General features: G+C 74.0%; 20 protein-coding genes. 14 read left to right on the plus strand and 6 right to left on the minus strand.

The annotated features are described in order from the left end of the window. The 7 genes from GCU69_RS09515 to GCU69_RS09545 form a co-directional block, all read left to right on the plus strand. Positions 1 to 520: DUF2690 domain-containing protein (locus GCU69_RS09515; protein ID WP_156205680.1), on the plus strand; the 520-nt coding region annotated here is incomplete at its 5' end. Between the two features lie 799 nt (positions 521 to 1,319). Further along, positions 1,320 to 2,309: a malate dehydrogenase gene (locus GCU69_RS09520; RefSeq protein WP_098753612.1), complete on the plus strand. Its 990-nt coding sequence runs from the start codon at positions 1,320 to 1,322 to the stop codon at positions 2,307 to 2,309. A 322-nt stretch (positions 2,310 to 2,631) separates the two neighbouring features. After that, on the plus strand, positions 2,632 to 4,134 hold the full coding sequence (locus tag GCU69_RS09525) for an aldehyde dehydrogenase family protein (protein WP_098753613.1): 1,503 nt from the start codon (positions 2,632 to 2,634) through the stop codon (positions 4,132 to 4,134). A 78-nt stretch (positions 4,135 to 4,212) separates the two neighbouring features. Beyond that, positions 4,213 to 5,805, plus strand: coding sequence for a GMC family oxidoreductase (locus GCU69_RS09530; RefSeq protein WP_098753614.1), 1,593 nt, complete (start codon positions 4,213 to 4,215; stop codon positions 5,803 to 5,805). Continuing rightward, positions 5,802 to 6,926: a quaternary amine ABC transporter ATP-binding protein gene (locus tag GCU69_RS09535; protein WP_156205681.1), complete on the plus strand. Its 1,125-nt coding sequence runs from the start codon at positions 5,802 to 5,804 to the stop codon at positions 6,924 to 6,926. The genes GCU69_RS09530 and GCU69_RS09535 overlap by 4 nt, the downstream gene beginning before the upstream one ends. Beyond that, entirely contained in the window at positions 6,926 to 8,911 is a 1,986-nt protein-coding gene (locus GCU69_RS09540; RefSeq protein ID WP_156205682.1) for an ABC transporter permease, read from the plus strand. Before GCU69_RS09535 ends, GCU69_RS09540 begins: the two co-directional genes overlap by 1 nt. Before the next feature lies 1 nt (position 8,912). Then, the gene (locus tag GCU69_RS09545; RefSeq protein ID WP_156205683.1) at positions 8,913 to 9,908 is read left to right on the plus strand and encodes an ABC transporter substrate-binding protein; all 996 of its coding nucleotides are present in this window, start codon (positions 8,913 to 8,915) and stop codon (positions 9,906 to 9,908) included. Between the two features lie 453 nt (positions 9,909 to 10,361). Here the strand turns inward: GCU69_RS09545 and GCU69_RS09550 are convergent, their stop codons facing one another. Continuing rightward, complete coding sequence (locus GCU69_RS09550; RefSeq protein WP_098753618.1) at positions 10,362 to 10,958, minus strand: Uma2 family endonuclease; 597 nt, start codon at positions 10,956 to 10,958, stop codon at positions 10,362 to 10,364. A 782-nt stretch (positions 10,959 to 11,740) separates the two neighbouring features. Then, positions 11,741 to 12,238 carry a carboxymuconolactone decarboxylase family protein gene (locus GCU69_RS09555; RefSeq protein ID WP_098753620.1) on the minus strand — a complete coding sequence of 166 codons (498 nt, stop codon included), beginning with the start codon at positions 12,236 to 12,238 and terminating at the stop codon, positions 11,741 to 11,743. Positions 12,239 to 12,284: 46 nt separating this feature from the next. Here GCU69_RS09555 and pdxR point away from each other — a divergent pair, with 46 nt between their 5' ends. Next, on the plus strand, positions 12,285 to 14,219 hold the full coding sequence (pdxR, locus tag GCU69_RS09560) for a MocR-like pyridoxine biosynthesis transcription factor PdxR (protein WP_408055786.1): 1,935 nt from the start codon (positions 12,285 to 12,287) through the stop codon (positions 14,217 to 14,219). Positions 14,220 to 14,406: 187 nt separating this feature from the next. Here the strand turns inward: pdxR and rocD are convergent, their stop codons facing one another. Continuing rightward, positions 14,407 to 15,612 carry an ornithine--oxo-acid transaminase gene (gene rocD, locus GCU69_RS09570; RefSeq protein ID WP_156205684.1) on the minus strand — a complete coding sequence of 402 codons (1,206 nt, stop codon included), beginning with the start codon at positions 15,610 to 15,612 and terminating at the stop codon, positions 14,407 to 14,409. A 210-nt stretch (positions 15,613 to 15,822) separates the two neighbouring features. Between rocD and trpS the strand changes: the two genes are divergently transcribed. Both trpS and GCU69_RS09580 read left to right on the plus strand, forming a co-directional pair. Continuing rightward, positions 15,823 to 16,836 (plus strand): tryptophan--tRNA ligase, encoded by a 1,014-nt coding sequence (gene trpS / locus GCU69_RS09575; protein ID WP_098753623.1) that lies wholly within the window; start codon positions 15,823 to 15,825, stop codon positions 16,834 to 16,836. A gap of 192 nt (positions 16,837 to 17,028) precedes the next feature. Beyond that, on the plus strand, positions 17,029 to 17,628 hold the full coding sequence (locus GCU69_RS09580) for a 2'-5' RNA ligase family protein (protein WP_156205685.1): 600 nt from the start codon (positions 17,029 to 17,031) through the stop codon (positions 17,626 to 17,628). A gap of 250 nt (positions 17,629 to 17,878) precedes the next feature. On the opposite strand, the gene GCU69_RS09585 is transcribed toward GCU69_RS09580, so the two are convergent. Continuing rightward, positions 17,879 to 18,634 carry a decaprenylphospho-beta-D-erythro-pentofuranosid-2-ulose 2-reductase gene (locus GCU69_RS09585; protein WP_098753625.1) on the minus strand — a complete coding sequence of 252 codons (756 nt, stop codon included), beginning with the start codon at positions 18,632 to 18,634 and terminating at the stop codon, positions 17,879 to 17,881. 259 nt (positions 18,635 to 18,893) lie between these two features. Further along, positions 18,894 to 20,492, minus strand: coding sequence for an FAD-binding protein (locus tag GCU69_RS09590; RefSeq protein WP_408055787.1), 1,599 nt, complete (start codon positions 20,490 to 20,492; stop codon positions 18,894 to 18,896). Positions 20,493 to 20,666: 174 nt separating this feature from the next. Here GCU69_RS09590 and GCU69_RS09595 point away from each other — a divergent pair, with 174 nt between their 5' ends. The 4 genes from GCU69_RS09595 to GCU69_RS09610 all read left to right on the plus strand — a co-directional run bounded on the left by GCU69_RS09595 (position 20,667) and on the right by GCU69_RS09610 (position 23,867). Beyond that, positions 20,667 to 21,296, plus strand: coding sequence for a phosphatase PAP2 family protein (locus GCU69_RS09595; protein ID WP_098753627.1), 630 nt, complete (start codon positions 20,667 to 20,669; stop codon positions 21,294 to 21,296). Then, a complete protein-coding gene (locus tag GCU69_RS09600) occupies positions 21,289 to 22,254 on the plus strand; it encodes a decaprenyl-phosphate phosphoribosyltransferase (protein WP_098753628.1) in 966 nt (321 codons plus the stop codon). Before GCU69_RS09595 ends, GCU69_RS09600 begins: the two co-directional genes overlap by 8 nt. 193 nt (positions 22,255 to 22,447) lie before the next feature. Then, positions 22,448 to 22,906: a GtrA family protein gene (locus tag GCU69_RS09605; protein WP_235978352.1), complete on the plus strand. Its 459-nt coding sequence runs from the start codon at positions 22,448 to 22,450 to the stop codon at positions 22,904 to 22,906. 10 nt (positions 22,907 to 22,916) lie between these two features. Then, entirely contained in the window at positions 22,917 to 23,867 is a 951-nt protein-coding gene (locus GCU69_RS09610; RefSeq protein ID WP_156205686.1) for a YihY/virulence factor BrkB family protein, read from the plus strand. A 374-nt stretch (positions 23,868 to 24,241) separates the two neighbouring features. Here GCU69_RS09610 and GCU69_RS09615 read toward each other — a convergent pair whose 3' ends face one another. Further along, complete coding sequence (locus GCU69_RS09615; RefSeq protein ID WP_328629987.1) at positions 24,242 to 25,540, minus strand: D-alanyl-D-alanine carboxypeptidase family protein; 1,299 nt, start codon at positions 25,538 to 25,540, stop codon at positions 24,242 to 24,244. Positions 25,541 to 25,665: the final 125 nt, after the last annotated feature.

A 25,665-nucleotide genomic window follows, 5' to 3' on the forward strand; every position in this document is an offset into this window, starting at 1 on the left:
ACTGGTCGCCGCCGCGGCGGTCATCCTGTCCGGTGCCGGCAGCGGCGGCGAGAAGCCCGGGAAGTCCGCCGTCACCCCGCCCCCGACCGCCTCCCGGACACCCGCGCTGCCCGCCGGCGTCGAGTGCGCCGGGGACGACTGCGCGGGGCAGGACCCGGAGGAGCGGGGCTGCGGCGGCGAGCACGCCCGTACGGTCACGGACGCCCGGGTCGGCTCGGCCTTCGTCGAGGTCCGGTTCAGCGAGGTGTGCGGCGCGGCCTGGGCGCGCATCTCCGAGGCGGCGCCCGGGGACTCGGTGGAGATCACCGCCGGGGAGCGGAGCGAGAGCGCGGAGACGGCGGCCGGGTCCGGGGCTGGGAGCGCGACCGCCTACACCCGGATGGTCCCCGCGGCGGCGCCGGAGGACGTCCGGGCCTGCGCCACGACGGCCGCCGGGGAGAGCGGCTGCACCCCGCCGGGCAGCGCGTCCCCGGAACGGGACGCGGCCGGCGCCCCGGAGGAGTCCGGCACCGGAACGTGAGCGGGGCTTCGGCCGCAGCGGGCCCGCAGCAGCCGGACGGACCGGGAGGCACACCCCGACCGCCCGTCAGGCCGCGGGCCCGCAGCAACCGGACGCGGACCGGGAGGCACGGAACCGCCCGCCCCCGGCCCTCGACGCCTGGCCCCGGCCCGCCGCGCGGGCTCACCGCCCGACCTCCGACGCCCGACCTCCGACGCCCGAGCCCGCGACCTCCGACGCCCGAGCCCGCCGCCCGACCTCCGAGCCCGGGCCCGCAGCAGCCGGACGCGGACCGGGAGGCACCGAACCGCCCGCTTCCCCCGGCCGGTTCCGCGGCCCCCGCCGGAGCTGCGACCCCCGCCGGTTCCGCGGCCCCCGCCGGATCCGCAGGCGCGGAGCAGCCCGTAAGACTGGCCGGATCCCCTCCCACCACCGGCCGGATCCGCACGCATGGAACCGTCCGGAGGGGGCAGGCGAGCGTTACATCCCCCCACGGGTGCGGCGCACCCGGGCGGCCGTTCGCCTGTTCCCCTCCTCGGCGGACGGCCGCCAGCCGCGCCCGGAAGCGGACCGGCGGTGCGGCAGGCCCCGGCCGCCGGGCCCCGGGACGCCCGCCCGGCCCGCCGCGGACGCCGGCCCGGGCGGTGAGCCGTGACACACAGGGCCGGACCGCCCGCCGGACCGCCGTCGGATAGCCTGACGCCTGGTCTCCCCTACCTTGCCTTTCTCCGGACGGACCAAGCCCTGGCAGAACCGGGCGGGAGACCGAAGCGAAATGGGGCAGGGACACCCACCGACGACCCGCAGCAGGAGATCGCACATGACCCGCACTCCCGTCAATGTCACCGTCACCGGCGCGGCCGGACAGATCGGCTACGCGCTGCTCTTCCGCATCGCCTCCGGTCACCTCCTCGGCGCGGACGTGCCGGTGAAGCTGCGTCTGCTGGAGATCCCGCAGGGCCTCAAGGCGGCCGAGGGCACCGCCATGGAGCTGGACGACTGCGCGTTCCCGCTGCTGCGCGGCATCGAGATCACCGACGACCCGAACGTGGCCTTCGACGGCGCGAACGTGGCCCTGCTCGTCGGCGCCCGGCCCCGTACCAAGGGCATGGAGCGCGGTGACCTGCTGGAGGCCAACGGCGGCATCTTCAAGCCGCAGGGCAAGGCGATCAACGACCACGCGGCGGACGACGTCAAGGTCCTCGTCGTCGGCAACCCGGCGAACACCAACGCGCTCATCGCGCAGGCCGCGGCGCCGGACGTGCCGGCCGAGCGGTTCACCGCGATGACCCGTCTGGACCACAACCGCGCCATCTCCCAGCTCGCCGCCAGGACCGGCGCGCAGGTCTCGGACATCAAGAAGCTGACGATCTGGGGCAACCACTCCGCCACCCAGTACCCGGACGTCTTCCACGCCGAGATCGCCGGGAAGAACGCCGCCGAGGTCGTGAACGACGAGGCATGGCTCGCCGACACCTTCATCCCGACCGTCGCCAAGCGCGGCGCCGCGATCATCGAGGCCCGCGGCGCGTCGTCGGCCGCCTCCGCCGCGAACGCCGCGATCGACCACGTCCACACCTGGGTCAACGGCACCGCCGAGGGCGACTGGACCTCCATGGGCATCCCCTCGGACGGCTCCTACGGCGTCCCGGAGGGCCTGATCTCCTCCTTCCCCGTCACCACCCGGGACGGCCGGTACGAGATCGTGCAGGGCCTGGAGATCAACGACTTCTCCCGCACCCGCATCGACGCCTCGGTGCAGGAGCTGGCGGAGGAGCGCGACGCGGTGCGCGGTCTCGGCCTGCTCTGAACCCCGCCGTGCCGCCGGCGGGCCCCGTCCGCCGACGCACCCGTACCCGGTCCGCGGTCCGGTCCGACGGGCCGCGGCAAGGGTCCGAAAGGCTCCTCCTCGCATCACCCAGAGTGCACACTTTGCCCCCGGCGACTCCGGTCGCCGGGGGCAAAGCGCTGTTCACGGACGTGCCCGTAACGGCACAAGCGTGAGTCATGCCACTCAGAGTGAATTCGGGGGCATACCTTTCCGGACTTTGGGGAGGGGTCTCGGTTGCCGGTTCGGCGCACTACGGCTGAACTGGTAGTGGACATTTCAGGCATGAAGGGCAGAAAAACCCATGGCGGCACTCGAGACCCTGCACATCGGCGGCGTGTGGCGCGCGGCCGCGTCCGGTGCGACCCGCGAGGTCCTCGACCCCGCCGACGCGACCGTCATCACCGAGGTGGCCGAGGGCGGGGCCGAGGACACCGACGCGGCCGTCGCCGCCGCGCGCGAGGCCTTCGACTCCGGGCCCTGGCCGCACACCCCGGTCGCCGAGCGCTCCGCGCTGCTGCGCCGCTTCGCCGACCTGCTCCAGCGGGACCGCGAGGAGATCGCGCTGCTGGAGAGCCGCGACACCGGCAAGACCGTCGAGGAGGGCCGGATCGACGTCGACGACGTCACCGGGGCCTTCCGCTACTTCGCCGGGCTCGTCCTGGACGGCAGCGGCGGCCGGGTGGTCGACGCCGAGGACCCGGACGTGCACAGCGTCGTCGTGCACGAGCCGGTCGGGGTCTGCGCGCTGATCACCCCGTGGAACTACCCGCTGCTCCAGGCCAGCTGGAAGGTCGCGCCCGCCCTCGCCGCGGGCAACACCTTCGTGCTCAAGCCCAGCGAGATCACACCGCTCTCCACCGTCCACATGATCAAGCTGCTCGCCGAGGCGGGGCTGCCCGAGGGCGTCGCCAACCTCGTCACCGGCGCCGGCGACCCGGTGGGCGCCCGGATGTCCGAGCACCCCGGCGTCGACCTGGTGTCCTTCACCGGCGGGCTGGCCAGCGGCACCAAGGTCGCCCAGGCCGCCGCGCCCACCGTCAAGAAGGTCGCCCTGGAGCTGGGCGGCAAGAACCCGAACGTGGTCTTCGCCGACGCCTGCGCCACCGACGAGTCCTTCGACACGGCCGTCGACCAGGCGCTGAACGCCGCCTTCTTCCACAGCGGCCAGGTCTGCTCGGCCGGTGCCCGGCTGATCATCGAGGAATCCGTACGGGACCGGTTCGTCGCCGAACTGGCCCGCCGCGCCGCCGCCATCCGGCTCGGCCGCGGCACCGAGGAGGGCGTCGAGTGCGGCCCGCTCGTCTCCGCCCAGCAGCTCGCGAAGGTCGAGGGGTACGTCGCCTCCGCCCGCGAGGAGGGCGCGGTCGTCGTCACCGGCGGCTCCCGGCCCGAGCCCTCCGACGTGCGGCCCGCGAGCGGCTATTTCTACTCCCCGACGGTCCTCGACCACTGCCGGCGCGACATGCGCGTCATCCGCGAGGAGACCTTCGGCCCGATCGTCACCGTGGAGACCTTCCGCACCGAGCGGGAGGCCGTGACACTCGCCAACGACACCGAGTACGGGCTCGCGGGCGCCGTCTGGTCGGCCGACACCGGCCGCGCCCGCCGGGTCGCCGGACAGCTGCGGCACGGCACCGTCTGGATCAACGACTACCACCCGTACCTGCCGCAGGCCGAGTGGGGCGGCTTCGGCCGCTCCGGCACGGGCCGCGAGCTGGGCCCCGAGGGGCTGGCGGAGTACCGCGAGTCCAAGCACATCTACCAGAACCTGAACCCGCGCCCGCAGCGCTGGTTCGCGGGCTGACCGCGGGCGGCCCGCGCGACACCACCGGCCGGCCGCCGCACCACCACACGCACGCACCTTGCACGAAGGAGCAGACCCATGTCCCCGTCCCACGGCAGCACCGGCGGAGCGCAGCGGCCTCCCGGACCTCCCGACGAGGTCGACTACGTCGTCGTCGGCGGCGGCACCGCGGGCTCGGTCATCGCCTCCCGGCTCACCGAGGACCCCGGTGTCACGGTCACCGTCGTCGAGGGCGGCCCCAGCGACATCGACCGGCCCGAGGTGCTGACACTCCGCCGCTGGCTGGGACTGCTCGGCGGGGAACTCGACTACGACTACGCCACCACCCCGCAGCCGCGCGGGAACTCCTTCATCCGGCACAGCCGCGCCCGCGTGCTCGGCGGCTGCTCCTCGCACAACACGCTGATCAGCTTCAAGCCGCTGCCCGGCGACTGGGACGAGTGGGCCGAGGCGGGCGCCACCGGCTGGGACGCGGCCTCCATGGACCCGTTCTTCGACAAGCTGCGCAACAACATCGTCCCGGTCGACGAGAAGGACCGGAACGCCATCGCGCGTGACTTCGTCGAGGCCGCTCGGCAGGCGGCGGGCGTACCGCGGATCGAGGGCTTCAACAAGCAGCCGTTCCACGAGGGCACCGGCTTCTTCGACCTCGCCTACCACCCGGAGAACAACAAGCGCTCCTCCGCCTCCGTCGCCTATCTCCACCCGCACATCGAGGCCGGCGACCGGCCGAATCTGCGGATCATGCTGGAGACCTGGGCGTACAAGCTGGAGCTGGAGGGCAACCGCGCCACCGGCGTGCACGTCCGCACCAAGGACGGCGAGGAACTGCTGCTGCGCGCCAAGCGCGAGGTGCTGGTGTGCGCCGGGGCCGTCGACACCCCGCGGCTGCTGATGCTGTCCGGCATCGGCCCGGCCGAGGACCTCCGGAAGCTGGGCATCCCCGTCGTCCACGACCTGCCCGGCGTCGGCGAGAACCTGCTCGACCACCCGGAGTCGGTCGTCGTCTGGGAGACGCACGGCCCCATCCCGGAGAACTCCGCGATGGACTCCGACGCGGGTCTCTTCGTCCGCCGCGACCCCGGGTCCCGGGGCCCGGACCTGATGTTCCACTTCTACCAGATCCCGTTCACCGACAACCCGGAGCGACTGGGCTACGAGAAGCCCGCGCACGGCGTGTCGATGACCCCGAACATCCCCAAGCCGCACAGCCGCGGCCGGCTCTACCTCACCAGCGCCGACCCCGAGGCCAAGCCCGCCCTCGACTTCCGGTACTTCACCGACGAGGACGACTACGACGGCCGCACCCTCGTCGACGGCGTCAAGCTCGCCCGCGAGATCGCGAAGACCGAACCGCTCGCCCACTGGCTCAAGCGCGAGGTCGCCCCCGGCCCGGAGGTCACCTCCGACGAGGACATCAGCGAGTACGCCCGCAAGGTCGCCCACACCGTCTACCACCCCGCCGGCACCTGCAGGATGGGCGCCGCCGACGACACCACGGCCGTGGTCGACCCGCGGCTGCGCGTGCGCGGTCTGGAGGGGATCCGTATCGCCGACGCCTCGGTCTTCCCGACGATGCCCGCCGTCAACCCCATGATCGGAGTCCTCATGGTCGGCGAGAAATGCGCCGAACTGCTCACCGCACCGAACGACGGAGGCGACGCCCGATGACCGGCATACCGTCCCGGACCACCGGTGCGAGCGGCGGCGACGCGCAGGACGCGTCAGCCGCCGCCACACGTGACACCGGCGCCACGCCCGTCTTCAGCGTCCGGGAGCTGTGGAAGGTCTTCGGCCCCAGGGCCGACCGCGTCCCCGGCAGCGAGTACGCCCGGCTGTCCGCGTCCGAGCTGCGCCGGCGCACCGGCTGCACCGCGGCCGTACGGGACGTCTCCTTCGACGTCCACAAGGGCGAGGTCTTCGTCGTCATGGGCCTCTCCGGCTCCGGCAAGTCCACCCTGGTGCGCTGTCTGACCCGGCTGATCGAACCGACCAGCGGCAGCCTCGCCATCGACGGCGAGGACGTGCTCGGCATGGACCGCTCCCGGCTGCGGGAGCTGCGCCGGCACCGCGCCGCGATGGTCTTCCAGCACTTCGGCCTGCTGCCGCACCGCACCGTGCTCGACAACATCGCCTACGGCCTGGAGATCCAGGGCATGGGCAGGGCCGAGCGCCGTGCCCGGGCCGCCGAGATGGTGGAGAAGGTCGGCCTCGCCGGCCTGGAGAGCCGCCGCCCCGGCCAGCTCTCCGGCGGTCAGCAGCAGCGCGTCGGACTGGCCCGCGCGCTCGCCGTCGACCCCGAGGTGCTGCTCTTCGACGAGCCGTTCAGCGCCCTCGACCCGCTGATCCGCCGCGAGATGCAGGAGGAGGTCGTCCGGCTCCACCGGGAGGAGGGCCGGACCATGGTGTTCATCACCCACGACCTCAACGAGGCGCTGCGCCTGGGCAGCCGGATCGCGCTGATGCGCGACGGCGGCATCGTGCAGCTCGGCACCCCGGAGGAGATCGTCGGCGCGCCCGCCGACGACTACGTCCGCGAGTTCGTCCGCGATGTGCCGCGCGAGCAGGTCATCACCGTCGGCACCGCGATGCGCCCGCCCGAGGACGGCGAGGCCGACGCGGGCCCCGCGCTGCGTCCCGACGCGACCGTCTCCGAGGCCATCGAGGCCGTCGCCCGCTCCGGCGACCCGGCCGCCCGGGTCGTGGACGAGGGCAGGCTGCTCGGTGTCGTCGACCACGAGTGCCTGCTCGGAGTCGTCGCCGGCACGGGGGCGGAAGAGGTGGCCGCCTGATGGCGACCGCCACCGGAACCGCCACCGGAACCGCCGGCGGCTCCACGCGCGTCAGTCCGCTGTCGGTGCTCCGCCGCCGACCCGCCGTCGCGAAACTGCTCGTCCTCGCACTGGCCGCCGTGGTGGCCGTGCCGCTGCTGCACGCCAAGTGGTCGAGCGGCAGCTGGCCCGGCGCGCTGACCGTGGACGTGTCGGGCCCGCTCGGCGAGGTGAGCGGCTGGATCGTCGACAACCGCGGCAGCCACGGGCTGTTCCTGTACTTCTTCGGCTACGTGTCCGGCGCCGTCGTGCTGGCCGTACGCGGTGTCTATCTGCTGCTGCTCGCCCTCGGCTGGGCGGGCGTCACGGCGCTGGCCGCCCTCGTCGCCTGGCGCGTCGCCGGGATCCGCCTCGCGCTGACCTCCGCCGTGGCGATCCTGCTGTGCGGCGTGCTCGGCATGTGGCTGCCGACCATGCAGACCCTCGCGCTGATGGTGGTGGCGGTGCTCGTCTCCGTAATTCTCGGCGCGCTGCTCGGCCTCGCCGCCGGGCTGTCGGAGCGTACGTACCGGCTGCTGCGGCCGGTGCTCGACACCATGCAGGTGCTGCCCGCGTTCGCCTATCTGCTGCCGGTGGTGCTGGTCTTCGGCATCGGTGTGCCCGGCGCCGTGCTGGCCACCGTGATCTACGCGGCGCCGCCGATGGCCCGGCTCACCGCGCTCGGCCTGCGCGGCGCCGACAAGGGCGTCATGGAGGCCGCCGCCTCGCTCGGCGCGACCGGCACGCAGCGGCTGCTGACCGCACGGCTGCCGCTCGCCCGCAAGGAACTGCTGCTGGGCCTGAACCAGACCATCATGATGGCGCTGTCCATGGCCGTCATCGCCTCGGTCATCGGCGCCGGCGGCCTCGGTGACCAGGTCTACCAGGCCCTCTCCTCGGTCGACGTCGGCGCCGCGCTCGCCGCGGGCATCCCCATCGTGCTGCTCGCGATCGTCCTGGACCGGACGACCGAGGCGGCGGGCAAGCGGATCGGCGCCGAGCCGGCCGGCCCGCACGCGCTGCGCGGATGGCGCGGCTGGGGGCTCGTCGCCCTGACGGCCGCCGCGGTGGCCGTCGCCGGACGGCTCTCCGGCGGCCGGATCTGGCCGGACGGCTGGACCGTGCCCATCGCCGGCCCCGTCAACACGGCCAAGGACTGGATGGTCGACCACCTCTACACCGGGGTCCCGGTGATCGGCGGCACCGCCGACTGGGCCGCCCACTTCACCAACTGGATCCTCAACCCGCTGCGCGACGGCCTCCAGTCCCTGCCCTGGTGGTCCGTGCTGCTGGTCGTCGCCGCCCTCGCCTGGGTCATCGGCACCTGGCGCACCGCGCTGACCGCGGTCCTCGCGATGGCCGTGATCGGGGTGCTCGGCGTGTGGGAGCCGTCGATGGACACGCTCTCGCAGGTCCTCGCCGCGGTCGTGGTGACCCTGGTGCTGGGCTTCGCCGTCGGCATCGCCGCCGCCCGCAGCGAACGGCTGGAACGGCTGCTGCGGCCGGTCCTCGACGTCTTCCAGACCATGCCGCAGTTCGTGTACCTGATCCCCGTGGTGGCCCTGTTCGGCGTCGGCCGCGCCCCCGCCGCAGCCGCCGCGGTCGTCTACGCGCTGCCCGCGGTCGTCCGCATCACCACCCAGGGCATCCGGGGCGTCGACCCGGGCGCCCTGGAATCCGCCCGCTCGATGGGCGCCACCGGCGGCCAGCAGCTCCGCCAGGTCCAGCTGCCGCTGGCCCGCCCGGCACTGCTGCTCGCCGTCAACCAGGGCGTCGTCCTCACCCTCGCCGTCGTCATCATCGGCGGCCTGGTCGGATCCGGCGCGCTCGGCTACGACGTCGTGTTCGGCCTCGCCCAGGGCGACCTGGCGACCGGGCTCATCGCGGGCGCCGCGATCGTCTGTCTGGGGCTGATGCTCGACCGGGTCACCCAGCCCACCACCCGCAGCCGGCGGAAGGAGAGCTGACATGGCTCGCACCCGTACGATCCGGGGCCGCAGGGCCCGTACGGCGGCCGGCGCGACGCTGGCGGCCGGAGTGCTGCTCGCCGCCTCCGGCTGCGGCGCAGCGGACATGACCAAGCAGTCGTCGCCGTTCGCGCCCCCGGCCGATGTCAAGACCGTCACCCTCTCCCAGCAGTCCTGGGTCGGCTCCCAGTCCAACGTGGCCGTCGCCAAGAAGCTGCTGGAGGACGAACTGGGCTACCGCGTCGACGTCGTCCAGACGGACGAGGTGCCGGCCTGGGACGCCCTCAGCCAGGGCCGGGTGGACGCGATCATGGAGGACTGGGGCCACCCGGAGCAGGAGCAGCTCTACATCGAGGACAAGGGCACGATCGAACGCGCCGGCGACCTCGGCGTCACCGGCCACATCGGCTGGTTCGTGCCCAAGTACTGGGCGGACAAGCACCCGGACGTCACGGACTGGAAGAACCTCGACAAGTACGCCGACCAGCTCCGCACCCCGGAGAGCGGCGACAAGGGCCAGCTGATGGACGGCTCGCCGTCCTTCATCACCAACGACCAGGCCCTGGTGAAGAACCTGGACCTGGACTACGAGGTCGTCTTCGCCGGCTCCGAGGCCGCCCAGATCAGCCAGATGCGGCAGTCGGCCAAGACGGAGAAGCCGTACCTGACGTACTGGTACAAGCCGCACTGGCTCTTCGAGGAGATCCCGATGGACGAGGTCGAACTCCCGGAGTACACCGAGGAGTGCGCGGCCAAGGCACCGGAGGACATCGACTGCGAGTATCCGACCACGCCGCTGCAGAAGTTCCTCAACGCGGACTTCGTGCAGCGGGGCGGCGAGGCCGTCGAGTTCCTCCAGAACTTCCGGTGGACCGAGAAGGACCAGAACGAGGTCTCCCAGCTGATCGCCGCCGAGAAACTCGCCCCGGAGGAGGCGGCGCAGCGCTGGATCGAGGACAACCCGGACGTCTGGCGGAAGTGGCTGCCCAAATCCTGACCGCCTGCCCCGGCTCACCGGTTCCACGGCGGTGAGCCGGGGGTGCGGCACCGGGGGCGGATTCAGCCGCCCGGCCGGGGGCGGGCTCAGCCGCCCGCCGGAGCCCGTCCGCCGGTCTCCGGCGGCGGCCCCGTCCGGCCGACCGGCCCCATCACGCCGCGTGCCGGTCCCACCGGGCCGACGGGATGGGAGGGGGGCTGCGCCGCTGTGTTCCCCTGCATGGTCGTGAGCCTCCGGATGCACAGCATGGTTCCGCGCCCCCCGGAGCGAGTGGGGCGTCCGCCCCCGGAGGCGCCCGATGACCGACCGTGGCACCGCCGTGCACGGAAAGTACGCCACCCGGGTCAGCCGCCTCCACGCGAATTCGAACTCTCGGAACTGCTGCCCGGGGCCGGGGCCGTCCACGGCAAAGGCCGACCCGGAGTCACCCACCGGGTCGGCCGCTGCGCCGCGTCAGGCCGTGCGGAACGCGGAGGTGTCCAGCGTCAGCCCGAACGGCTCCGGGAGGGCCAGCTCCGCGCCGAAGGGCACCCGGTGCTCGGACTGGTAGCGGCCCTCGCCACCGGGCTCCGAGTACACCGTCGTCCAGCCGTCGTCGTCCAGCGGGTCGACCAGCAGACACACCGGCACCCGGGAGCGGGCGTAGCCGCAGATCTTGTCGCCGCGGTCCCGCCTGGCTGTGGAGCGTGAGGTGATCTCCGCTGCCAGCAACACGTCATCGGCCGGGATTTTCCAGTCCTTGGCACGGCGGAGCGCGTCCGAACCACAGACCAGGAGGTCGGGGATGTACATCTCATCCGTCGCGGGAAGGTGCACGGTGGTGGTGTTGGTGACCGACCAGCCTCGCGGTCGCGCGGACAGTGCCAGCGCGTAGTGCAGTTCACTGTAGATCCAGTTGTGGAAAGTGGTGGGCGTCGGTGAGATGACGATCTCCCCCCCGATGAGCTCAGCCCGCTGTCCCTCCGGCACCTCCAGGTGCTCGTAGGTCCGCAGCAGGTCGTCCAACTCGTGGTCGGGCAGCGGCGCCGTCGTCATCGCGAGACCTCCCATGGTGGGTCCCCCCTTCTGGCTGTGTGCTTGCGTGCCGTACTGCCGTGCGGGGGCCTGGATCCATGATGCGCCATCCGGTGGCCCGGTTCGTGGAAACGCCCCCGTCGTGTAAACGATCGACGCAGGCACAGGTCACCACGGGTGCGGGGCGGGGCGGGCGCCTGACCCGCCCGGTGGGGAGTGCGGTTCCGCGTGGGCCGAACCGCCTGTCCTCGCGCCCTGGTTGTGCGGGGCCGCCGGGCCGAGGACGCCGTGCGCGGGCCGACCGGACACGAGTGGGGGAGCGGAGCGCCCGTGGCCGCGGTACGGGGGAGCGACGTGCCGCCCCGCGTCGCAGGTGCGGATCTGCTCGGCCGTGGGAGACGTGTGCGGTGCCGGGTTTCTCGTGACGGCCGGCGTGGTGTGCGCCTGCGCGCATGTCGTCGCCGGGGCGCTCGGGCTGCCGGACCTGGCCGGTGACGATCCCCCGGCGGGACGGTGGAGCCGGAGTTCCCGCTGCCGGCGGGCCGCCCGACGGTGCGGGGGAGCGTGGAGTCATGGCGGCGCGGTGACCGGGACGCCGCGCTGCAGCGGTGGAAGCCGTGGTCGAGGACGCGCGGCCGGTGTGGCTCGTCGACCGGACCGAGCGGCGCCGTCTCCCGGACGGCACGCCCTCCGAACCGCCCTGCTCCGGCCCGGGCGGCCTGTAGCGCCGCCCGGGCCGGAGCGGGGCGGCGGCGCGCCCCGCGGGCCGGGTGGCGGGCGGGGCGTGACGGCCGCCCGGGGCGGCGGTGCCGGCACGGTCAGGCGTGCTGCCCCGGCTGGTAGACGCCCGGGGTGGCGCGGGAGGTGACGGCGAAGCGGTTCCAGTTGTTGATCGCCACGATCAGGCTGATCAGCTGGGCCAGTTCCGTCTCCTCGAAGTGCGCCGCCGCCCGCTCGTACACCTCGTCCGGGACGAAGCCGTCCGTCAGCACCGTCACCGCCTCGGTGAGGGCGAGCGCGGCCCGTTCCTTCTCGGTGTAGTAGCCGGTGGCCTCCTCCCAGGCGTTGAGGAGGTAGATGCGGTCCTCCCGCTCGCCCGCCGCGCGCGCGTCCTTCGTGTGCATGTCGATGCAGAACGCGCAGTGGTTGAGCTGCGAGCCGCGGATCTTGACGAGTTCGGCGAGCACCGGGTCGACGCCCTTCGAGGCGGCGCGGTCCAGGGCGACCATCGCCTTGTAGACGTCGGGGACGAGCTTCGCCAGATTCATCCGGGGGCCGCCGAGGTGGTCGTGCTGCTGCTGGTTCGTTGTCGTCATGCCTCGACGGTACGAGCACAGTGGACTGGGCGTATGGTCCATTTCCATGACGGATTCGTGGGCCATTCCGGGGGCGGACGGCGCCGGTGCGGTCGGCGGCGGGGCACGTGATCACGGGCCGGTGGGCCACGGGCCGGTCGGCGCGGGTGCGGGCTCCGGCGGACCGGACGGCCACGGGCCGGACGACCACGGGCCGGTCGGCCACGGGCAGGTCGGCGCCGGTGCGGGCGCCGAGGGGGCGGGCGCCGGCACCGATCTGCACCTCGACCTGCCCGCCCCCGGCACGCCCGGGGTGCGGGCGGCGCTCACCGAGGCGCTGCGCGAGGCCGTACGGAGCGGGCGGCTAGCGCCCGGGACCCGGCTGCCCTCCTCCCGGGGTCTCGCCGCCGACCTCGGGCTCGCCCGGAACACCGTCGCCGACGCCTACGGCGAACTGGCCGCCGAGGGCTGGCTCACCGCCCGCCAGGGCTCCGGCACCGAGGTGGCCCGCCGGGCGGAGCCGGTCCGTCCGGCGGCCGGGCCGCCGCCCGTGCCGCACGCCGTGCCGGGAGCCCGTACGCCCCGGCGCCCCGTGTACAGCCTCATGCCCGGCTCGCCCGACACCGCCGCCTTTCCCCGCGCCGCCTGGCTGTCCGCCGCCCGCCGGGCCCTGACCGCCGCGCCCGCGGACGCCTTCGGCTACGGCGACCCGGCCGGGCGGCCGGAGCTGCGGGAGGCGCTCGCCGGCTATCTGGCGCGGGCCCGGGGGGTACGGACGGCGCCGGAACGGATCGTGATCTGCGCCGGTTTCGTACAGGGGCTGATGCTGGTCGGCCGGGCCCTGAGGGCGCAGGGCGCGAGCGCCGTCGCCGTCGACTCGTACGGGCTGGACTTCCACTGGGACCTGCTCCACGGTGCCGGGCTGCGCACCGTGCCGCTGCCGAAGGACGAACACGGCACCCGGGTCGGCGAGCTGGCCGCGGCGGAGGCCGCGGTGCCGGGCGGTATCGGGGCCGTGCTGCTCACCCCCGCGCACCACTTCCCGACCGGCATGCCGCTGGCCCCCGACCGCCGCGCGGCCGTCGTCGACTGGGCGCGCCGCACCGGCGGCCTGGTGCTGGAGGACGACTACGACGGCGAGTTCCGCTACGACCGCCAGCCGGTCGGCGCCCTCCAGGGCCTGGATCCCGAGTGCGTCGTCCACTTCGGCACCGCCAGCAAGAGCCTCGCCCCGGGCCTGCGGCTGGGCTGGCTGGTGCTGCCGCGGCACCTGGTGCCCGAGGTGCTGGCCGCGAAGACCCCGGCCGAGGCGATGACGGGTACCCCCGACCAGCTCACCCTCGCCGAGTTCGTCAAGGGCGGCGGCTACGACCGGCATCTGCGCGCGATGCGGCTGCGCTACCGGCGGCGCCGCGACCAGCTCGTCGCGGCGCTCGCCGAGCGCGCCCCGCACATCCCGGTCACCGGCATCGCCGCGGGACTGCACGCGGTGCTCGAACTCCCGCCCGGCACGGAGCGGTCGGTGCTGCGCAACGCGGCCTGGGAGGGGCTCGCCCTGGAGGGCCTGGGCCGCTTCCGGCACCCGGAATTCCGCGGGGATGCCCCGGGCCGGGAGCCGGACGGCCGCGGCCGGTTCCCGGAGGGGCGCGACGGTCCGGGTCGGGCCTTGGATGACCGCGACGGTATCGGCCCGCTTCCGGACGGCTGTCACGGCCGCCCGGGGCCGTTCCCGGACTGCCGCGACGGTATCGATCCGCCTCCGGACGGCCGCGACCGGCCCGGTGGCCGCGGCCCGGCTCCGGACGGCGGCGGCCGGCGCGGCGGCTCCGGCGCGGCTCCGGACGGTTCGCCGGACCCCGGCAGCCCCGACCGCTCCAACGGCTCCGCTGCCCCCGGCGGCGGCCGCCCGCCGGGGCGGGACGGTCTGGTCGTCGGCTACGGTGCCCCGCCCGACCACGCGTACGCGGGCGCGCTCGACGCCCTGTGCCGCATCCTCCCCTGAGCACGGCCGGCCGGACGCCGGGGCCCGTGGGGCCGGACCCGTGCGCGGGAGCCCGTACGCCGGGGCCCGTAAGAGGTGTCCGTACACCAGGGGCCGTACGACGTGCCCGTGACCCGGAGCCCCTGCGCCGGAGTCCGTACGCCCGAGCCCGGACCGGCCGGTCGACCGGACGGCCCGAGGCCCCCGGCTACGCCCGCAGCACGGCCCTGAGCTGGTCCAGGCCCCAGTCCAGGTCCTCCTTGCCGATCACCAGCGGCGGTGCCAGCCGGATCGTCGCGCCGTGCGTGTCCTTGACCAGCACCCCGCGCTCCATCAGCCGCTGCGAGACCTCCCGCCCCGTGCCGTGGCCGGGGGCGATGTCCACGCCCGCCCACAGGCCCCGGCCGCGCACCGCCGTCACGGGCCCCTCGCCCGTCAGCAGGCCCAGCTCGCGGTGCAGATGATCGCCCAGCTCGGTGGCGCGCTGCTGGTACTCGCCCGTCTCCAGCATGGCGATCACCTCCAGCGCGACCGCGCACGCGAGCGGGTTCCCGCCGAACGTCGAGCCGTGCTCGCCCGGCCGGTACACGCCCAGCACCTCGCGGGACGCGACCACGGCCGACACCGGCACCACACCGCCGCCGAGCGCCTTGCCGAGGACGTACACGTCGGGCACCACGTCCTCGTGCTCGCAGGCGAAGGTGCGCCCGGTGCGGCCGAGCCCGGACTGGATCTCGTCGGCGACGAACAGCACGTTCCGGGCGCGGGTCAGCTCCCGTACGCCCCGCAGATAGCCGGGCGGCGGCACCAGCACACCCGCCTCGCCCTGGACCGGCTCCAGCAGCACCGCGACGGTGTCCTCGTCGACGGCGGCCTCCAGCGCGGCCAGGTCGCCGTACGGGACGATCTCGAAGCCGGGGGTGTAGGGCCCGAAATCGGCGCGGGCCTCCGGGTCGGTGGAGAAGCTGACGATCGTCGTCGTCCGGCCGTGGAAGTTGTCCTCCGCGACGACGATCTTCGCCCGGCCGTCCGGCACTCCCTTGACCCGGTAGCCCCACTTGCGCGCCGTCTTCACGGCCGTCTCGACGGCCTCGGCGCCGGTGTTCATCGGCAGCACCATGTCCTTCCCGCACAGCGCCGCGAGCCGTGCGCAGAACTCGGCGAACCGGTCGTGGTGGAAGGCGCGGGAGGTGAGGGTGACCCGGTCCAGCTGGGCCTTGGCCGCGTCGATCAGCCGGGGGTTGCGGTGGCCGAAGTTCAGCGCGGAGTACCCGGCGAGCATGTCGAGGAAGCAGCGGCCCTCGACGTCGGTCAGCCAGGCGCCCTCGCCGGAGGCCACGACGACGGGCAGCGGGTGGTAGTTGTGCGCGCTGTGCGCCTCGGCGGCGGCGATGCTGCGGTCCGTACGCGTCACGGCTGCTCCATTCGGTCCGGGGGTGCTGGTGTGCCCCTTTCTACTGTCGCCCCGGCGGAATGCCCGGAAACTTTCCCGCGGCGCCCGCGCCGGGCTGCTCGATGTGCGGTTCACCGGGCTTATGTGTTCCTCATCTCATTGTGTGCGTTCCGTTGCCCCGTTGTTGCGGGAGAGGCCGGAGATCGGTTCCGCACCTGAGAGAATGGGCGCATGGCCCTTGATCGACCTCGTGTGCTTTCCGGAATCCAGCCCACCTCCGGCTCGTTCCACCTCGGCAACTACCTGGGTGCGGTCCGGCAGTGGGTCGCGCAGCAGGACACCCACGACGCCTTCTACATGGTCGTGGACCTGCACGCGCTGACCGTGACGCAGGACCCGGAGGCGCTGCGCGCCAACTCCCGGTTCGCGGCCGCCCAGCTGCTCGCGACCGGGCTCGACCCGGAGCGCTGCACGGTGTTCGTCCAGAGCCATGTCCCGGAGCACGCGCAGCTGTCCTGGGTGCTGAACTGCCTCACCGGTTTCGGCGAGGCCTCGCGCATGACCCAGTTCAAGGACAAGTCGGGCAAGCACGGCGCCGACCGCACCACCGTGGGGCTGTTCACCTATCCGGTGCTGATGGCCGCGGACATCCTGCTCTACCAGTCGGACCAGGTCCCCGTCGGCGGCGACCAGCGGCAGCACCTGGAGCTGACCCGCGCGCTCGCAGAGCGGTTCAACGGGCGCTACGGCGACACGTTCAAGGTGCCGGACGCCTTCATCGTCAAGGAGACGGCGCGGATCACCGACCTCCAGGACCCGACGCTCAAGATGAGCAAGTCCTCCTCCACCCCGAAGGGGATCATCAACCTCCTCGACGAGCCGAAGACCTCCGCGAAGAAGATCAAGAGCGCCGTCACCGACACCGGCACGGAGATCAGGTACGACGAGGAGAACAAGCCCGGCCTGAGCAACCTGCTCACGATCTACTCCGCCCTCACCGACACGGACATCGCGGAGCTGGAGCAGCGTTACGAGGGCAAGGGCTACGGCGCGCTCAAGACCGATCTCGCCGAGATCCTGGTGGAGTGGGTGACTCCGTTCAGGCGCCGGACCCAGGAATACCTGGACGATCCGGAGACGTTGGACTCGGTCCTGGCCAAGGGCGCGGAGAAGGCCCGCGCCGTCGCCGCGGAGACCCTCGCGCAGGTGTACGAGCGAGTGGGTTTTCTCGCCGCCAAGCACTGAACGCCGCCCACCGAAACGCACACTGAGCAGGCGGTCCGCGGTGCCGGACCGCCCGCGGCGGCCCGGCGGCCGCCCCTCACGACCCCCGACCCGTCCGGGCGGGACCGGTGATGCTCGCGGCAGCGGGCCGCACCCGCCACACTGGCATCGGTGGCGCCGTCCGGCGCCGTGACAGCAGCAGAGGAGAACGACGTGGGGACCGTAACGCTCGGCGTTTCGATCGCGGTCCCGGAGCCGTACGGCAGCCTGCTCCAGCAGCGGCGCGCAAGCTTCGGGGACACCGCCGCACACGGCATCCCCACGCATGTCACCCTGCTGCCGCCGACCGAGGTCGACAGCTCCGTACTGCCCGCCTTCCGGGCGCATCTGGCCGGGGTGGCCGCCGAGGGGCGTCCGTTCCGGATGCGGCTGGAGGGCACCGGGTCGTTCCGGCCGGTGTCCCCGGTGGTCTACGTCCAGCTGGCCGAGGGGCTCACCGCCTGCACGGTGCTCCAGGAGCAGGTGCGCTCCGGGCCGGTCCACCGCGAGCTGCTGTTCCCGTACCACCCGCACGTCACGGTCGCGCACGGCATCGCCGAGGAGGCGATGGACCGGGCCCAGCGGGAGCTGGCCGACTACACCGCCGCCTGGACCGCCTCCGGCTTCGCGCTCTACGAGCAGGGGCCGGACGGGCATTGGCGGATGATGCGGGAGTATCCCTTCGGCCGGCCCGTCGGCGCGCCCGGTGCCTCGGGCGTGCCCGCGCAGACCTCTCCGCTCAACACGGCAGCCGCCACCTTTCCGCGCCGCTGACAGCACCGCGGACCGCACTGCTGACAGCACCGCGGACGGCCCGGGGGACGGCACCGGGGATTCCGAGCCGTCCGAATCCGGGCCGTCCGGGTGCGGGCCGTCGCCTTCCGGGCCGTCCGAGGGCGGGCCGCCCCCTTCCGGACTGTCGCCTTCCGGGCCGCCGCCTTCCGGGCCGTCCCGGTCCGGGCCGTCCCGGTCCGGGCCGTCGCCTTCCGGTTCCGAGCCGGCGTCCCGTCCCGAGGAGCCGCGCTCAGAGGGTGAGCCGCCGGAAGAGGGGGCGGGGGAGCAGCCGTAGCGCAGCCGCCACCAGGCGCAGCCCGCCGGGCACCCAGACCGTCTCGCGGCGGCGCCGCAGCCCGTGCTCGACGGCCGCGGCCACCGTGTCCGGGTCGGTGGCGAGCGGCGCCTCGGTCAGCCCGCTCGTCATCCTCGTCCGTACGAATCCGGGCCGTACGACCATCACCCGCGCGCCCGTCCCGTACAGCGCGTCGCCCAGGCCCTGCGCGAAGGCGTCGAGGCCCGCCTTGCTCGACCCGTAGACGAAGTTCCCGCGGCGGGCCCGGACAGCGGCGAACGAGGAGAGCACGGCGAGGGTGCCGTGCCCCTGGCGGCGCAGCGCCTGGCCGCACACCAGCCCGGCGGAAAGGGCCCCGGTGTAGTTGGTCCGGGCGACCCGTACGGCCGACTGCGGGCGCTCCTCGTCGTGCTCGGGGTCACCGAGGACGCCGAACGCCAGCAGCACCATGTCGATGTCACCGTCGGCGAACAGCTTGCCGAGCAGCTCCTCGTGGGAATCGGTGTCCTCGGCGTCGAACGCGACCGTACGGGCGTCCGCCCCCAGACCGCGCAGCTCGGCGGCGGCCGCGTCCAGCCGCGGGGAGGGACGGCCGGCCAGCAGGACGGTGCGGGTGCGGTGGGCGACCAGCCGGCGGGCGATGGCGAGGGCGATCTCCGAGGAGCCGCCGAGGACCAGCAGCGACTGCGGGATGCCGAAGGCGTCTTGCACGTGATGCTCCCTGGGGTGGGTTGCGGTGTGTGGGGGGCGGGCTGAGGCGGTGGGTGTACGAGGCGGTGGGGCGGACGCGTCGGTGTGCGGTGGTGGAGTGGATCCGTCGTGCGGCGGTGGCGTGGATCCGTCGTGCGGCGGTGGGTGTGGAGCCGTCGGTGTGCGGCGGTGGCGTGGATCCGTCGGTGTGCGGCGTCGGTGTGGAGCGGTGGTGTGCGGGCGGGGTGTCGAGCGGTGGGCGCGGGGGTGGGCGCCCGGTTCACAGGCCCAGTCGGCGGGCCAGGTCCGAGGCGAAGACGCCGTCCGGGTCGAGCTGCGCGCGCAGCGCCCGGAAGTCGCCGAGCCGCGGGTACATCGCGGCGAGCGTCTCCGGCCGCAGCCGGGCGTCCTTCGCGAGGTAGACCCGGCCGCCGGCCTCGGCGACCACCTCGTCCAGTTCGTCGAGGAAGCGGCCGAGTCCCGGCAGCCCGGCGGGGATGTCCAGGGCGAGCGTCCAGCCGGCCATGGGGAAGGAGAGCCAGCCGGGATCGGCCGGGCCGAAGCGCTTGAGCACGGCGAGGAAGGACGGGCAGCGGCGGCGCGCGAGCATGCCGACGACCCGGCGCAGCGCGTCGGCCCGTTCGTGGCCGACGACGAACTGGTACTGCACGAAGCCCGAGCGCCCGTAGATCCGGTTCCAGTCGGGCACCCCGTCCAGCGGGTGGAAGAAGGCGGAGAGCCGCTGGAGTTCGCCGGTGCGCGACCGGGGCGCCCTGCGGTACCACAGCTCGTTGAACAGCCCGACCGTGCCGCGGCGGAGCAGTCCGTCGGGCAGGAAGCGGGGGGCGGGCGGCAGGGTGCCGGGCCGGAAGGCGAGCGGGTCGCGCCGGGAGCGGGCGGGGAGCGCGTCGAGCGGGGCGTGGTCGCCCCGGGTGAGGACGGCGCGCCCGGTGGCGGAGCCCCGGGCGAGCAGGTCGATCCAGGCGACGGAGTAGCGGTAGCGGTGGTCGCCGGCCGTCAGCCGTGCCATGAGGTCGTCGAGATCGGTGGCGCGCTCGGTGTCGACCGTCATCAGCGAGGTCTCGACCGGCAGCAGCCGCAGGGTCGCGCCCAGCACGACACCGGTGAGGCCCATGCCTCCGGTGGTGGCGTCGAAGAGGTCGGTGCCGGGGGTGACGGTGCGGACCTCGCCGTCGGCCGTGAGCAGGTCCAGCGAGCGGACGTGCCGGGCGAAGCCGCCCTCCGCGTGGTGGTTCTTGCCGTGGATGTCGGCGCAGACCGCCCCGCCGACGGTGACCTGCCGGGTGCCGGGTGTGACCGGTACGAACCAGCCGAGCGGCAGCAGCACCTCCATCAGCCGGTGCAGGCTGACGCCCGCGTCGCACACGGCCTCGCCGTGCTCGGTGTCGACCGAGCGGACGCGGTTCAGCCCGGTCATGTCGAGGACGTGGCCGCCGGCGTTCTGCGCGGCGTCCCCGTAGGCCCGGCCGAGGCCGCGCGCGATGACGCCGCGCGGGCCGCGGTCGCGTACGGCGGCGGCGGTCTCGGCGTACGAGCGGGGACGGACCAGGGTCACGGTCGCCGGGGCGGTGCGGCCCCAGCCGGTGACGGTCGTGGTGACGGCGGCGGTACCGGACGGGGTGCCGGACTCCGGTGCGGACTCCGGTGCGGAGCCGGACGCCGATGCGGCCGACCGGTCGGCCGGGTCCGGTGGGGAGGAGGGAGACGAGGGAGACGAGGGGGAGGAGGGAGAGGAGGGAGACGAGGGGTGTGGGGGGGACGAGGGGTGTGAGCGGGACGGGTGGGATGCCGGGCCGGTCGGGGCTGATGGCGTGGGGTCGGTGGGGGGTGTGCCGGCGGGGGGACTGACAGCGGCCATGGGCGTGACCGTATCGCCCTGTTTGCCGCGTTCGGTGATGCTCGTCGGAGCATCCCCGAAAAGAGTGATTATCCGAGTGTCCGACAGGATGACCGAGCGCGGACGGGCCGCGCCCCGCACAGTCGTCCTGACGGCCCCGCGTCCTGACAGACCCGTACGGGAGGAGTCGGCCCGGTGTTCCTCCGAGACGGACCCCGCACGGTCCACGCGCTCCGTGCCCGCGCCCGGCGGGCGGACCGCGTCCTCGCCGCGGCCCTGCGGGAGTGCGGCGCCGACGCCGGGATCGCCGCCGTGACCCGCGGCCTCTCGCACAGCGGCGAACACGCCGCGCTGTGGCTCGCCGCCGGACTCACCGGCGCGGCCACCGACCCTGCGCGGCGCTCCCGCTGGCTGCGCGGGACCGCCCTGGTGGCGCTCGCGCACCTGACCGCCATGGGCGTCAAACGCGCCGTACGCCGTCCCCGTCCCGGCCTGCCGGGCCCGCCGCCCCTGGTCGGCACCGTGGGCCGGCACTCCTTCCCCAGCTGCCACGCCACCTCGGCCGCCGCCGCGGCGGTTGCCTTCGGCGCGCTGCCCCCGGCCGGCCGCTGGGCGCCCCCGCTCGCGGCCGCCGTGTGCGTCTCCCGGCTCGTCGCCGGCGTCCACTACCCGTCGGACGTCGCGGCGGGGGCGGCCCTCGGAGCCCTGACGGCCCGCCTGGGCGGCCGCGGTGCCCGTCCGGCCGCCCGCGAGGGACCGCCCGGCCTGCCGACCGCCGCGTCCGCGCGTTCCGCTCACCCGCCAGGAGGCCACCGGCATGGCTGACCGCACCGCACTGATCGAGGAACCGCCGAGCGGAGCCGCCGCACCTCCCGGGCCGCCGGGGCGGATCGCCCGGGCCGCCGCCCTTCCCGCGGGGCTGCTGCGCACCGCCCGGCCCCGGCAGTGGGTGAAGAACGTCCTGGTGGCCGCCGCGCCCGCGGCCGCCGGGGAACTCGCCGCACCCGGTGTGGCACTGCGCCTGCTCGTCGTGTTCGCACTGTTCACGGCCGCCGCGTCCGCCGTCTACCTGGTCAACGACGCCCGCGACGCCGAGGCCGACCGCGCCCACCCGGAGAAGTGCCGCCGCCCCGTTGCCGCCGGGCAGGTCCCGGTGTCCGCCGCGTACGCCGCCGGCGGGACGCTCGCCGTGTGCGCGCCCGTCGCGGCGGCACTGCTGTGCAACGCCGCAACCGCCGTGCTGCTGACCGGATATCTCGTCATGCAGTTCGCCTACTGCGTGGCGCTCAAGCACGTCCTGGTCGTCGACCTGTCCGTCGTGACCACCGGCTTCCTGCTCCGCACCATGGCCGGCGGGGTCGCCCTCGGCATCCCGCTGTCCCGCTGGTTCCTGATCACCGCGGGTTTCGGCGCGCTCTTCATGGTCTCGGCCAAGCGCTACTCCGAAGCCGTACGGCTGGCCGGCCTCGCGGGCGCCACCCGGCCGCTGCTGAACGACTACACCGCCGGCTATCTGCGCTTCGTCTGGCAGCTCGCCGCCGGGGTCGCCGTGCTCGCGTACTGCCTGTGGGCCCTGGAGGCGGACGGCCCGGCGCAGGGCGCCCTGCTGCCCTGGCGGCAGCTGTCCATGGTGCCGTTCATCCTCGCCGTCCTGCGGTACGCCGTCTTCGCCGACCGGGGCACCGCCGGCGCCCCCGAGGACGTCGTCCTCCGCGACCGGCCGCTGGTCCTGATCGCGCTCGCCTGGGCGGCCCTGTACGGTCTCGCCGTCGCCGGACTGTGAGCAGCGGGACGGCCGGGACCGGGACCGCCGGGACCGCCGGGGTCAGGGCGGTCGGGGCAGTCGGGACCGGGACCGCCGGGACCGGGGCGGTCGGGATCGGGGCGGCCCCGTCAGTCGGGACGGCCGGAGCAGGGAGCGTGGGCGCCGTGTGCCGGAGCGCCGGAGACGTGGGCGCCGCGGCCGGGAGCGGGCCGTGAGGGCCGGGCAGCGGACCCGGCTGCGCGCGCTCGGCCCCGAACTGCTCGGCTTCGCCCTGGCCGGCGCCCTCGCCTACGCGGTCGATCTCACCCTCTTCCTCTGGCTCCGCGGCCCCGCCGGATTCGACCCGATCACCGCCAAGGCGCTGTCGTTCGCCGCCGCGTGCACCGTCGCGTACCTCGGCAACGCCGCCGGACCGTACCGCCGCCGCACGGCCGCCGCCGGCCGTGCCCGCCGCGGGCTGGTGTTCCTCGCCGTGAATCTCGCCGGGGCGCTGGTGCAGCTCGGCTGCCTGGGCGTCTCGCACTACGTCCTCGGGCTCACCTCGGCGCGCGCCGACGCGGTGTCCGGCGCGGGCATCGGCATGGCGCTCGCCACCTGCCTGCGCTTCTGGGGCACCCGCACCCTGGTGTTCACCGCCCCGGGCGGGCACACACGGCCCGAGACGGGGTAGACCACCCGGCATGGACTGGCTGAAAAACATCCCGGTGGTCGGCCCCCTCTACCGCAGGCTGACGCTGACGCACACCTGGCGGGCCTACGAACGGCTCGACGTGGTGCACTGGACGCGGCTCGCCGCCGCCATCACCTTCACCAGTTTCATCGCCCTCTTCCCGCTGATCACCGTCGGTGCCGCGATCGCCGCCGCGCTGCTCACCGACGCCCAGGTGCGGGAACTCCAGGGGCGGCTCGCCGACCAGATCCCCGGCATCTCCGAGCAGATGAACATCGAGGACCTGGTCTCCCACGCCGGTGCCGTGGGGCTGATCGCCGGCGCGCTGCTGCTGTTCACCGGCACCGGCTGGATCGGCTCGCTGCGCGAGTGCCTGCGCGCCGTGTGGCAGAAGGAGGAGGACCCGGGCAACCCGTTCCTGCTCAAGGCCAAGGACGGCGCCGTACTCGTCGGGCTCGGCGCCGTCGCGCTGGTCGCCCTGGGCGGCTCCGCGTTCGCCAGCAGCGCCGTGGGCTGGGTCGCCGACCGGATCGGCCTCGCCGAGGGCGGCGTGGGCCGGGTGCTGCTGTTCCTCGCCGGACTGGCGATCGCCGCGCTCGCGAACTTCCTGATGCTGGCCTATCTGCTGACCAGGCTGCCGCGGGTCACCCCGGACCGGCGCGCCGTCGTGATCGCGGGGCTGATCGGCGCCGTCGGCTTCGAACTGCTCAAGTGGCTGCTGAGCGGCTATCTCCAGGGCGTGGCCGGCAAGAACATGTACGGCGCGTTCGGTGTGCCCATCGCCCTGATGCTGTGGATCAACTTCACGGCCAAGCTGCTGCTGTTCTGTGCCGCCTGGACCGCGACCCAGCACACGCTCGCCACTCCGGAGGCCATGAAGCCGGAGGAGCCGGAGGAGCCGGAGGAGCCGGAGGAGCCGGAGGAACTGGAGGAGCCGGTGAAGGAGGCGGAGGAGAAGTAGAGCCGGGGGAGAGGGAAGACGCGGCGGAGGAGAAGCAGAGCTGGAGGAGAAGGAAGAAGGATGACGCGGCGGAGGATCCGGAGACGTCACGGAGGCAGCGGCGGCGGAAGCCATCGGGGAGCGGTAGCCATCGGGGAGCGGTAGCCGCCGGAAAGCGGACGCCGCCGGGAAGCGGACGCCGCCGGGAAGCGGACGCCGCCGGGAAAGCGGAAGGAGCGGGGAGAGCCGGGCGAGCCGGGCGGCAGGGCGGCGCGGGGAAAGCCGCCGGGGGACCGGCGAGGCCGGGGCCCGCCACCCGGCCGCGGCAGGAGCCGGGCCCCGACCCGACCGACCCCGGACCGACCCCGGACCTCCTCGACCCTCCTGCCGCTCACTCAGACCTTGGGGCGGCGGCGGACCAGCTCCGGCAGCGGCCACCGGCGGTGCACCAGCAGTCCGCCCGCGGCCAGCAGCACCAGCGTCCCGCCCGTGACCCCGAGGACCGTCCACACACCGTCCGAACCGCCGCTGCCCTGCCCGGCCGCGATACCTGCCTGCTCGGGCTCCTCGGCGTTCTTCCCGGCGCCCCCGGCATGGCCGTCGTCCGCCTCCTCGACCCCCTTCGGGGCGACCAGGGTGCCGACCGGCTCGACCGTGCCGGCCGCGGTGAAGCCCCAGTCGAACAGCTCGGCCGTCTCCTCGTAGACCGCGGTCTGGCCCTCGGCCCAGGGGTTCATGACCGTCACCAGCAGCACCCGGTCGCCGCGCTGTGCGACGCCGGTGAAGGTGGTGCCGGCCTTCGAGGTGTAGCCGTTCTTGACGCCCGCGATGCCCTTGTACGGTTCGAGGCCGTAGGCGCCGGTGAGCAGCCGGTTGGTGTTCTGGATCTCGAAGCTGTCGCGCTTCTTCTTGCCCTTGTCCTTGCCCTTCTTGACCGTCTTCACCTCGCCGGGGAAGTCGGCCGTCGCCGTCGCCGCGTACTTCCGGAAGTCGGGCTTCTGGAGACCCGAGCGGGCGAACAGGGTCAGGTCGTAGGCGCTGCTGACCTGGCCGGGCTCGTCGTAGCCGTCGGGGCTGACGACATGGGTGTCGAGGGCGTTCAGCTCGCCGGCGTGCTCCTGCATCTCCGCGACGGTCTTCTTCTTGCCGCCGTTCATCGCCGACAGGACGTGCACCGCGTCGTTGCCGGACCTGAGGAAGACGCCGAGCCACAGGTCGTTCACGGAATACGTGAGGTGTTCCTTGATGCCGACCACGCTGCTGCCGGGGCCCATGCCCTCCAGGTCCGACGGCTCGACCTTGTGCTCCAGGTCCTTGTCGAACTTCGGCAGCAGGGTGTCCGCGAAGAGCATCTTGAGGGTGCTCGCGGGCGGCAGCTCCCAGTGCGCGTTGTGGGCCGCCAGCACGTCACCCGACTCGGCGTCCGCCACGATCCACGACTTGCCCGTGAGCTTCTTCGGCAGTTTCGGGGTGTCCGGGCCGGGCCGCACCTGTGTCCCCGGCCGGCCGAGCAGGTCTCCGCCCACCGTGGACATCTTCGCCGGCGGCTTCGGCTCCTTCTTCTTCCCGTCCTCGGCGAACGCCGGCCCGGCGCACAGCAGCGGCAGCAGGACACCCGCGGCGAGGCTCAGCGCGGCACCGCGCGACGGCAGGACGGTACGGACGGCACGAGATGCCGGGAGATAGGCAGACACGACCGTGAACGTACAGGTACCGGCTGACAACGCGACACCCCGGTGGCGCACTTGAGCCACCGTCCGTCACCACCGGGGCGTCGCCGCGTCCGCTGTTGTACGCCTGTGCACCTGCACCGGCCGCC

It is taken from the genome of Streptomyces lycii, from assembly GCF_009735685.1.
In the GTDB taxonomy this organism is placed as follows: Bacteria; Actinomycetota; Actinomycetes; order Streptomycetales; family Streptomycetaceae; genus Streptomyces; species Streptomyces lycii.